A 10,912-nucleotide genomic window follows, 5' to 3' on the forward strand; every position below is an offset into this window, starting at 1 on the left:
AAAGATTCATTCCGTATAGAAAGGGTTATGCGCATGACGTATCGATGCACTGTTTGTCATAAACTTTATGAACCCACTACCTTTGTATGACTTCCCCGAAAAAAATAAAGCAGATTGTAAGGCATGGTGCCACTATTCATACTGTATCAGGCAACCGGGAAGATACAGCCGAAGCAGCCAAGAAGGCGGTAAACGAGGGTGACGTGTTTTATGCCAGTCATGTTTATAATCCATATTTTTATCAGGGAACGAAAACCTATGCATTCGAGGTCTGGGAGCAAATGAACGGCGAGGTTCCAGAGGTTGTGGTAGTTCCAGTAGGGAATGGTACTTTGTTGTTAGGTGTCTACTATGGATTTAAAGAGTTACTCGAAATGGGTCTGATCGACAGGATGCCACGTATTCTTGCCATTCAAGCAGAAGGATGTGCACCACTTGCATCAGCATTTGAAAAAGGTTTGGAGGCAGCTGGTCCAGTTGTCAACAAAGGGACAGCAGCGGAAGGGATTTCTATTGCCAATCCACCTCGGGGCCGTCAAATCTTAGCTGCAGTTCGTGAAACAGGTGGTGTGATTGTAACTGCGCCTGAACATGAGATTGATAGTACCCGAGGATTTCTGGCTACTAAAGGTTTTTACGTAGAGCCAACGACAGCCGCCACATTTGCTGGTTTTACCAATTATAGTAAAAGTTATTTACATGGGGATATCCCAGACAAGCATAGACTTTTTGACAATGATCCTTTCCGTCCTGATTCAAGTAAAAAAGTGATCATTCCCTTATGTGGGGCTGGTATTAAATCAGATTGATCAACTATTCGGAGCAAAAGAGGACCCTTAAAAAGAGTCCTCTACGGTTCCAATGTTAATTTCTTCCCTTTTTCTCGTTTATGTCGGTTCCATGGTATTCGCCGTCAACCCAGTCATTCATTTGGTCATGATACCACTCGCTCTTAAAATGATCTGCTTGTCCTGGTCCAACGATATGATACCCTTTTTCCATGTCACGTGTATCAATAACAAATCGCCAGGAAACGCCATGAACGACAATTCCAGTTTCCGCATCATAGCTTGTTGCCATTGGTGTAACACTACTCCACTAACTGAAATTGGATTTTCTTTATTGAAAAAGAATGCAAGGACAGGACTTATATCTGAGACTGGATGAAAGAACTGTACTTTATGGTAATCGCCCCATTGCCAAGTGGACAGATCGTCGCCATACTCATCAATCAGATAGTCGGTCGTATCGTTAAAAGCGGTATGCAACACATCTCCATACCCACCATTTTGCTGAATCCAAATGGAATCATCGCCACTTCGTAATATTTCATCCAGCCAATGGTGAAAAATGAGAAGTTGTTCTGCATTAGTCTTATCTTCATAATCCCAATCCGAAAGTAATTCCAACGCTTTTTTCTCATCACTAGAAAGCTCTACACTGTTCAATTACTCGGTAAACATCGGTAGAAATTCACGAGCCTGCAAATTCACCTGATCCATTTGCAATGCTTGCATATCTTTCGCTGTAAAGTTTTCGCCTGCAGCCAGAACCTCGGCAATACGCTCATAACGATATGGTTGGGCCCAGACATTACTGGTATGGTAAGGGTAATGATCCCCAATTATTTTGTTGTTCGCCGTTGCAATGAAACCTTTCTCGGGGTTTATTACTGTAGGCAATCCACGCAATATTCATGTTATGACTTAGTATGTATTAGACATAAGTTAGTAGATACCTTGTTCTACATTTTTGTAGTATGTCTACTAAAAGGGTCTTAAAAAAAATTACACAACCAGCGTTCTTAATAAAAAGAGCGCTGGTTGTGTAAAGTGGCATTTTATTTTCTATTGATTGTTAAGTTCAGATCAATCAATATCCCCGTATCCTGGATCGTTATAAAATTGTGGTCCCGTTGTGGCACTAACGGGAGCGCTAACAAAGAATACTGTTAAAGCAATAATTGAAAAAAGCATTCCGATTTTTTTCATGTTGACACCCCCTTTCATATTAGAACGAATTTCTGATGCATCATTTTGCGCAAGCATCCATTTTCTGTAATGCCAAAATTGGTAGTCTACTAAAAAAGTGATCACTACGGTTTACAATAAAGCAGTCATACGATTGGTGTAATAAATCTTTGTCATGCGTCGCTAGTCCTAAATAATAAAGCTGAAAAGGCGAGTCTAGAGGCAACTTCAGTAAGCTGTCTTCTGCTAATTTAAAATTCCCTTTCGCAATTTCGAGATGGGCTTGTTCGCTTGGATCGTTAGTTGTAATTCCTTCTACTCTTCTGTGATGTGCGGATATAAATGGGATATTTTGGTTCTGTATAATATAATTAATGTCCGTTAAGTCATGTTCTGTTGAGATCTTTACTGCTTCGTGTAGGTGATGCATTCCTTGTTGATAGGTATCAAATGTATAGGTTAAAGCTAAATTTATGTTTATAGCAGCTTTTGTTCTTGGGTTCTGCGTTAAATTTAGAACGCGGAAGGCATATTTTCTAGCAATTATGAGTTCATTCCGAATCCAATAATAGGGGAACAACACTTCGTACATTCGTATATTAAAATAGGATAATAAAAATCGGTCCTTAACAGAATTAAATAAAGATTGTTGTTTATCTAAGAAGTTTCCTAGCTTTCCAAATTCGTGCATGTCATAATGATTTGATATTTTTACGAATTCTATTAAACATATTACTTCAGGTTCATCACTTTGGAGAGACTTTACGCAGTGCAGTATTTCTAGTGGTGTTAAACGTTTTAATTTTCTCGCCATCATTAGTTGATAGACTGCTGCCCATTGGTTATTTGACTTTAATCTTGATTTTCTGTTTCTATCAATCAGAAGTTGCAAATCTTCATAAAAGCCACTCATATATAAAAATTCCATACCTTTTTTCATAATTTCATTTTTACTACTTTGCAGACACAATCTTCTGACTAGCTGTAGAACCGTTTGTTCATTGTGTTCTGTTGATAACATAGAAATTACGTGTTCCAGCGACAAATTTCCATTGTGAGTAATGTCAAGTGCAGAAATAGATAATAAATCAGTAGTCATTTTGGGCTCCTAACTATAAAAACACTATTCTGATATTTAACTACATAATACCACAAAATCTGCAGGTACAAATACCTGACCTTTCGACAAAGTTTGCGCTCTGTAAATGGATTATTTTTCCTTCTAATTTCATAATCCAGTCAAACTATTAAGCGTCTTACACGTAAGTACAAGGAAAAAGAGATAGGGTATATTCAATATTATCAACTAGATATAAAGGAACTTGAGAAATTTATGTTATGTTGAGGAAGACGGGATTACTTATGGAACTGATCAATTTATAGGGGAGACCAAGTAGCGGAATAAAGGTAGTGGGAATTACTTGTTACCTCAATGATCAATTTACTAGTTGATATCAAAACACTTAGGTATGGAATAAACGTGCAATTTGTTGTATAAAAATGTGGGTTTTAAAAAGGTAAAGGCACTTTCTAGACATGAACTTCATAAAGGGAATACCGGGACGATTTTGATTATATTTCCCGGGAAACTATTAAGCGTGAATTGAAATATAAAACCCTCTGGTATTACCATCTTTCAAAAATCAGTCGAATGTTGTCTGATTTTCACAAATTTTGCTATGAGCAGTATGATGTTTAATAGAATGATTGTCAAGATTCTTGGAGCTACTTATTTTAACGGTCTTGACCATTATCATAAGGTCAAAAGTGTTACTGTGGGAGGAGAAAATAAGTTTCACAGATGTCTTCGATTTTTCTTTTTTTATTCATAACTCTGGATAATTCCTTCCAATTTATTCACGGTACACTTAAAAAGATTGCTGTTCTAGGGATAAACACCTTCGCAGTGACTCCTTTTATGAATAATATATATCAGATTGTAATAATGGAGGTGTTATGCTTATGTTTCCTAATAGACCAAGACGACCAATGCCACAGTATCAACCTGCTCGAATTCATCCACCATTCCCAAGACGCCAAATTGCTCCTAAGCCAAGTTTATTGTCTTCGTTCCGTGATCCTAATGGAAAGTTGGATATTAATAAAATTACAGAAACTGCTCAACAAATGAAAAGAATATACAGTCAAGTAGGGCCGATCGTCACAACATTTATTAAAAAGTAGAACTTGTAAACCTAAATAAAATAAATGCAGATGGTGATAACAGGCAATTGAAAGGGCAGGTGGGAAAAAAATCGGCTCACTGTATATATCATAAATGGCAATTACGATAATTAGTTGAGGTATAATATTAGAAAGCTTGGCTTATCGCCAAGCTTTAATGGCGAAAGCCTTAGTTGCACTTATACTGAAATCCGTTAAAAGTTATATTTACTGTTCAGTGTAATAAAGCCGGTTTGGAATCCCGGCTTTTAAAATCGACTAATCATTTTTGGGGTCAATATTAATAAATCTAGTGTTTGGTTTCTTTTTTGGAGTGGATATTTTTAGTATTCCATCTTTATAGGTAGCTGTTGTATCTTCTTCAGAAATTGTAAATGGTAAGGAAATCAAACGTTCCATCTTGTATTCTTTATTATTGTTTTTAATATGGTCATTCTTTTTGTCCTCAAATTTAGAGTCTTCTACGGTAATCCGCAATTGATTACCAATGATTGCTAGTTTAATTTGATCGCGTTTGTAGCCTGGCAACATTGCCCTAACCACAACCTCAGACGTTGTCTCCTGCAAGTTAATTTCGAATGGCTTCTGGTTAAAAAATTGTTTGAAGGAATCATTGAAAAAGGAATCCATGTGTTTTGCTAATTCATGAAATGAATCTTTGTGAAACCATTTTGACAGGTTGTCTTTACTTGAACCCACTTTTTTCACCTCTTTTAGCTTTTGTTATAATAACGTATGCTAAAGGTTAAAAGAGTGATGGGCTAATAGTGGTTGTTCTAAAAGTCACCATATGAAAAACAGTGGATTTCTTCGTTCCCTGAAAAAGATGCCCACTTTTTCAAACGAAGAAGTAAAGCTTTATAATTCTAGTGCTCAGTTGTTCCGGTCCTAAAATCTTTGCGCCTTGAACTTGACGCACAGGACGTGCTAATGTCGACTTTGCAACAGGATAAGGAAAGCTACCCTGAAAAATCATCGCACGAAGAAAATTGTCTTTTATTTTCGAGGACGTCAGCATTCTTTGTCGACCTTGTTTCTAATCTGCCGACTTTTTGAACACGCACTAACAGGCGTGTTTTTTATACCCTGCAATACCCAATATAAAATTTCTTGTTATCTTCCTTAATGGACACCCCATAGAATCCTGCTTCCAAAGTCTTCTGTTGTTCCGTAATGTCAGTCGATATAATAAACGTTTCGTCACCTAGTGTATCCTTGAGTTTGGCTGTTAAATCTTTGATTAGAATATACCGAAGTTTTCCGCCGTATTTTTCCTTTAAAGCAACAATCTTTAAACCAAGCGATAGTTTATCCTTTAAACTAGGAATATTGAAGGGGGCAACGGTTGCGCAAACATACTGAAATCGTTCATTATCGATTCTTTTCATTAATAATTTCCCCATATACATCTGCAATCCGTTTCCGCGGTAATCAGGGTCTACACTAGATATTTCCGAATAGATGACCTTTGGAAGTTCTTCTGGTAGCAGGCCAGCGTCGATTCCTAAATGTTCATCATCCACTTCTGGCTCCAGCATCGCTCGAAATGCGATTATCTTTTCCTCGATAAACACACCGATCATTAATTCATGCCCGGATAGGATCGCGGTGAACTCGTCTTTACTAAGCGGTTCTAATGTTGCACGTGATTGAAGGGCGTGCTTAACTTTTTCCTGCAAATTTATAATAATAGATATGTCGTCGGTAGTAAGATAGCGTACGTAAAAAGCTTGTCCATTAAGCAATTTGCCGCTTGTCAGTGTCGTACTCATAATGTGATCTTCTCCGAATGAACAGTCAATTCATCAAGTATCTGCTCGTCAATGTCTATACCTAAGCCCGGTTCTTCATTTAATTGAATAAATGGTACGTTATATTTTAGGTTTCCGATGTCTTTTGCAAACTTCAATGGGCCGGTTAACTCAACACTTGTGATTACCTTTTTAGAAAATGCAACATGAAACCCTGCTGCTGACCCGATGGATGACTCGACCATCGAACCGATTTGACAGTCAATGCCTGCCATCTCGGCCATATGTGCAAGTTTTGAGGCGGGATAAATTCCTCCGCACTTCATTAGCTTAATATTAGCCTTGTCTGCCGCTCGTTTGGCAATAACTTCACGCATTTCTGGGAGCCCGCGCAGACCTTCGTCAATCATTAACGGAGTAGTAGTTTTAGCCTTTACCTCAGCCATACCATCCATATCATTAGCTGCAACGGGCTGCTCGAGCCAGTCTAATGTAACACCGCTAAGCTTATCTAAGGCTTGGACGGTTGCTGCACTGGATTTCCAGCCTTGATTCACGTCCACCCGGATCAAACTATCATCACCGACACGTTCTTTAACTGCCTGAATTCGTTTCACATCTTCAGATACATTTGTACCAACTTTCATTTTAAAAGAACGATAACCTTGTTCCGCGCGACTAGCTGCCTCATCAGCCATTTCTTCACATGTACCGATACTCAATACATGTGTAATCGGAAACTTATCGTGGTAGCGCCCGCCTAATAATGCGTAAACTGGAACGCCTAGTGCTTTACCAACGACATCGTAACAAGCAATGTCAATGGCAGCTTTGGCTGTTGGAACAGCAAAAATTCCCTTATTCATGATATCGTGAATGCGTTCTACATTCACTGGATTTTCGCCCAGTATTTTTGGGGCGAGGGTTGATTTAAGCACATGAAACGTGCTATTCCAGCTTTCACCCGTCACATGTTCATCTGCGACACCTTCCCCGTAACCGACAAGTCCAGTATCTGTTGTAATCTTCACGATTACCGATGGCATTGAGTCATACGTTGCATAACTAATCACAAACGGATTAATCAGCGGCAATTGAATGGCAAAGATTTCGATATCAGTTATTTTCATAGTAACCCTTCCTATCAATCAATATAGATGTTTAGCTGACTGCTTCCTCAGCTTGTGAAGCAAGTATCTCATCTTTTTCTTCTTTGGACAATTTAGTAATGCTAAACCCTGTAAACGCATAAATTAACGAAATGATCGGTACGGTGAAATTCAGTATCGCATATGGCGCATAGGCAAAGGCGTGAACACCAAGAGTCCCGAAAATAAACACGCCACACGTATTCCATGGAACGAACACAGAGGTGAGCGTACCCCCATCTTCCAGGGCGCGGGATAAGTTTTTGGAATGCAGTCCTTTTTCTGTATATACTTTAGCAAACATTCGTGATGGAACTACAATGGAAATATATTGCTCTGAACACGTGGCATTTGTAAGAAAACATGCCCCCAGGGTGGAAGCGATTAGTGACCCCGTTGATTTAACGACCTTTAACAATTGGTTCATAAGCGACTGTAACATGCCAGAAAACTCTAAAATCCCTCCGAAAGTCATCGCGACAATCGCTAAGGATACGGTGAACATCATGGAATCGAGTCCACCTCGGTTTAATAATCCAGCTAAAAATTCATTCGTTGTGTCAATGGTGTACCCGCTTTGTAATGCTCCCAGTGCGTTTGTGATGGGTTCTCCCTGAACGAGTACCTGGGATAAAAAACCGAGAGCTATCCCGACAACTAATGCAGGTATTGCTGGTACTTTGAAGGCTACGAGTACAATGACGAGCAGGGGAACCAGCAATAGAAATGGTGATAGGACAAAACTTTCCTGTAGTTCTACTATTGTTAGCGCGATATCAGCTGACTCTGAAGCATTTTTGCCGAAATCTTTTCCTAAATAAGCATAAACGCCAAGTGCGATCAATAAACCTGGAATCGTCGTATAAAACATGTGCTTAATATGTACAAATAAATCCGTATGTGTAAGCCCGGACGCCAAGTTTGTTGTATCTGACAATGGAGACATTTTATCTCCAAAGTAAGCGCCTGAGATGACAGCGCCTGCGATCATTGGTGCAGGAATTCCCATGCTAATTCCGATTCCCATACCAGCTACACCAATTGTTCCCATTGTTGCCCAGGAACTACCAATGGCAAGGGAGACGATAGCACAAATAATAGCAATGGTAACAAGAAAGAGAGGTGGTGAGATGATTTCCAATCCATAATAAATCATGGTAGCAACGATCCCGCCACCAATCCAAGCCCCAATGGTTAATCCTACCAGCATGATTATCACGATCGCTGGAAGAGCTAATTTAATTCCTTTGTACATCATTTCTTCAATTTCTTTCCACTTATAACCATACTTCCAAGCGACTATTGCGGCCACTACAGTTCCGATAATCAGCGGTACATGTGGAGCTTGTTCAAATACAATAACAGCAAATAGCATGACAATAATCATTACAACCAGAGGTAATAACGCCATCCAAACATTCATTTCCTTTTTCATAGGTACCACTCCTATTCCTAATAGTTTAAAGATTTACAATTGATGGTAAATAGAGATAATTAGGATAATAGTAAAAGAAGTTTATGAAATTGTCAATTCTTATTAGAACAAGTAGAATCTGTCTATCAATACTAATTAGCGTTTTCGTTCGGAATTAAGAAAAGGTCAGGCAATAATTTCGTGTACGAGATTTCCTTCGACTTTAGGGTTGTAGTCTTTACTGGAACTTGATGTTTCTTGTCAACGTCTTATCGTTTTCATCTTCTGTCAGACGTTGATCAGTTTGCCTCTGACACCTGTTACTGAAATACCATTTTCCGTTTCCTTATGATCATCACACTTTTTATTTTGTTCTCCGTTCATCTTCGTCCACCTCGCTAGAATTCTAGTTTGAGGCGAGTATAGCAATTTTTCATTCTAAGCATATAATGGAAAGAATAAACTGAACGAAGACAAAATAGAAAAAGGTAGTATGTAACATATAAATAGTGTATTTTCGCAGGGGTGAATAATATGTTGAGTAGTGATGAACGTTTGTTTAGTATGCTTATTTATTTAGTCAGCTTCCCGTTTCCAATTCTGGGGCCACTCATTATATGGATGTTGAAACGAGATGAATCTGAGTTTATTGATTATCACGGGAAAGAATATTTTAACTTTTTTATTTCTTATTCAATCTATGCCATCATTAGTTCAATTTTAATTCTTTTATTGATTGGGTTTCTACTCATTTTTGTTGTTGCAATCATGGCATTTGTGTATACGATTGTTGCATTAGTTAAAGCATACAATGGTGAGAGATACAGATTTCCTTTGATTTTTAGATTCATTAAATAATCGTTTTAAACCTGAATTTCTGTTTTCGAAGTGATTCAGGTTTTTGCTTTGCAAAGTAAATGGTTCTATATAAAAATGTCATGAAACTGTCATGGCATGGGTCGCATTCTTCCTGCAAAATGGTTTATACTATTTTCATAGTTAGTTATCGGTCTAACTTGCTCAGTATTGAACATAATTAAAGGGAGGTTTTATCACTATGGAAATGGATACGGTCTTGATGAGTAGGTTGCTTACTGCACTGACCCTTGGATTTCATATCATATTTGCAACAATTGGTGTTGGAGTTCCTTTGATGATTTCGATAGCTGAGTTTGTTGGAATAAAAAAGAAGGATCCTCATTACCGCATGTTAGCTAGGCGATGGGCTCGTGGGTTTGTTATAACTGTTGCAGTTGGTGTTGTCACTGGAACCGCTATTGGTCTACAATTATCCCTAGTATGGCCTAACTTTATGCAGGTTGCAGGAAATGTTATTGCTCTACCATTATTTATGGAAGTTTTCGCTTTTTTCTTTGAAGCAATTTTCTTAGGAATTTATTTATATACATGGGATCGATTTACAAAACCGGTAGTCCATTGGTTGTTATCCATACCGATTGTAATAGGGGGGGGATTATCAGCTGTATTTATAACAACGGTAAACGCTTTTATGAATACACCAGATGGGTTTACAATCGAAAATGGAACGTTTGCAGCCGTTAACCCGATTGCAGCAATGTTGAACCCAGCTACTGCATCAAAGGTATTTCACGTATTGAGTTCTGCCTACTTAACATGCGCAGCTCTTCTTGCAGCTATAGCGGCATTTATGATTTTAAAAAAGAAAGCATCTGCTTATCATAAAAAAGCATTAAAACTCACGTTAACGGTCACCTTTATTTTCGCAGCAATAAATTTGTTGGCAGGGGACACTTCTGCTAAGTTTCTTGCTGAACACCAACCAGAAAAATTAGCAGCTGCTGAATGGCATTTTGAGACAGAAAAAGGAGCAGATTTGATCTTATTTGGCTGGTTAAACGAGGATAAGGAAACAGTAGGTGAGATTCGTATCCCTAACGCATTGAGTTTTTTGGCACATGGTGATTTTAATAGTGTGGTAACAGGATTGGAAGAGACTCCCGAGGAAGAAAGGCCACCACTCTGGATTCATTATATGTTTGATTTAATGGTTGTAATCGGTATGTTCTTACTAGGAATATCTTTCCTTTATCTTCTTGTAAGTAAAGTGAAAAAGTGGAATGAACATAACAAATGGTTGCTTTGGCCCATCTTTTTAAGTGGACCTTTAGCATTTCTTGCGATAGAGTTTGGCTGGATTTATGCGGAGGAAGGTCGTCAACCATGGATCATTAGAGGCTACATGACGGTAGAAGAAGCAGCAACATCTTCCCCATATGTTGGACTCATGTTCCTATTGTTCTTAGGCTTATATATTGTGCTCGGAACGTTGTGTATAATTACACTACGTAAGATGTTTCATAACAATCCAGCGGAGGAAGAATTGGAAAAACAGTATCCAACCATTAAAAAGAGTCAAGAATAAAGGTAAGAGCTATCTGTTATTGCGTAATTTCAACTGATGGA

10 protein-coding genes and 2 pseudogenes are annotated in these 10,912 nt (G+C 38.3%); 4 read left to right on the forward strand and 8 right to left on the reverse strand.

The features are described 5' to 3' along the window. Positions 1–89: 89 nt before the first annotated feature. A pseudogene (locus AC3G7N_RS15365) lies at positions 90–809 on the forward strand (pyridoxal-phosphate dependent enzyme); the annotation flags it as partial. Between the two features lie 55 nt (positions 810–864). Here AC3G7N_RS15365 and AC3G7N_RS15370 read toward each other — a convergent pair. The 4 genes and pseudogenes from AC3G7N_RS15370 to AC3G7N_RS15385 form a co-directional block, all read right to left on the reverse strand. Further along, complete coding sequence (locus AC3G7N_RS15370; RefSeq protein ID WP_489423045.1) at positions 865–1,080, reverse strand: penicillin acylase family protein; 216 nt, start codon at positions 1,078–1,080, stop codon at positions 865–867. Between the two features lie 74 nt (positions 1,081–1,154). Continuing rightward, positions 1,155–1,691 (reverse strand): annotated as a pseudogene (locus tag AC3G7N_RS15375) (penicillin acylase family protein); the annotation flags it as partial. Between the two features lie 177 nt (positions 1,692–1,868). Further along, positions 1,869–1,991, reverse strand: coding sequence for a hypothetical protein (locus tag AC3G7N_RS15380; protein WP_489423046.1), 123 nt, complete (start codon positions 1,989–1,991; stop codon positions 1,869–1,871). 40 nt (positions 1,992–2,031) lie between these two features. Then, complete coding sequence (locus AC3G7N_RS15385; protein WP_489423047.1) at positions 2,032–3,069, reverse strand: AimR family lysis-lysogeny pheromone receptor; 1,038 nt, start codon at positions 3,067–3,069, stop codon at positions 2,032–2,034. A gap of 863 nt (positions 3,070–3,932) precedes the next feature. On the opposite strand from AC3G7N_RS15385, the gene AC3G7N_RS15390 reads away from it, so the two are divergent. After that, on the forward strand, positions 3,933–4,154 hold the full coding sequence (locus AC3G7N_RS15390) for a YppG family protein (protein WP_489423048.1): 222 nt from the start codon (positions 3,933–3,935) through the stop codon (positions 4,152–4,154). A gap of 258 nt (positions 4,155–4,412) precedes the next feature. Here the strand turns inward: AC3G7N_RS15390 and AC3G7N_RS15395 are convergent, their stop codons facing one another. The 4 genes from AC3G7N_RS15395 to nhaC all read right to left on the reverse strand — a co-directional run bounded on the left by AC3G7N_RS15395 (position 4,413) and on the right by nhaC (position 8,488). Continuing rightward, positions 4,413–4,853: an Hsp20/alpha crystallin family protein gene (locus AC3G7N_RS15395; protein ID WP_489423049.1), complete on the reverse strand. Its 441-nt coding sequence runs from the start codon at positions 4,851–4,853 to the stop codon at positions 4,413–4,415. Between the two features lie 380 nt (positions 4,854–5,233). Further along, positions 5,234–5,926: a GNAT family N-acetyltransferase gene (locus tag AC3G7N_RS15400; protein ID WP_489423050.1), complete on the reverse strand. Its 693-nt coding sequence runs from the start codon at positions 5,924–5,926 to the stop codon at positions 5,234–5,236. After that, positions 5,923–7,035 carry a mandelate racemase/muconate lactonizing enzyme family protein gene (locus AC3G7N_RS15405; RefSeq protein WP_489423051.1) on the reverse strand — a complete coding sequence of 371 codons (1,113 nt, stop codon included), beginning with the start codon at positions 7,033–7,035 and terminating at the stop codon, positions 5,923–5,925. Before AC3G7N_RS15405 ends, AC3G7N_RS15400 begins: the two co-directional genes overlap by 4 nt. A gap of 31 nt (positions 7,036–7,066) precedes the next feature. Further along, positions 7,067–8,488 (reverse strand): Na+/H+ antiporter NhaC, encoded by a 1,422-nt coding sequence (nhaC, locus tag AC3G7N_RS15410; RefSeq protein WP_489423052.1) that lies wholly within the window; start codon positions 8,486–8,488, stop codon positions 7,067–7,069. Positions 8,489–9,001: 513 nt separating this feature from the next. Between nhaC and AC3G7N_RS15415 the strand changes: the two genes are divergently transcribed. Both AC3G7N_RS15415 and AC3G7N_RS15420 read left to right on the forward strand, forming a co-directional pair. Further along, complete coding sequence (locus AC3G7N_RS15415; RefSeq protein WP_489423053.1) at positions 9,002–9,325, forward strand: DUF4870 domain-containing protein; 324 nt, start codon at positions 9,002–9,004, stop codon at positions 9,323–9,325. 199 nt (positions 9,326–9,524) lie between these two features. Continuing rightward, positions 9,525–10,871 carry a cytochrome ubiquinol oxidase subunit I gene (locus AC3G7N_RS15420; RefSeq protein WP_489423054.1) on the forward strand — a complete coding sequence of 449 codons (1,347 nt, stop codon included), beginning with the start codon at positions 9,525–9,527 and terminating at the stop codon, positions 10,869–10,871. Positions 10,872–10,912 lie beyond the last annotated feature (41 nt).

This window comes from Virgibacillus carmonensis (assembly GCF_057836705.1).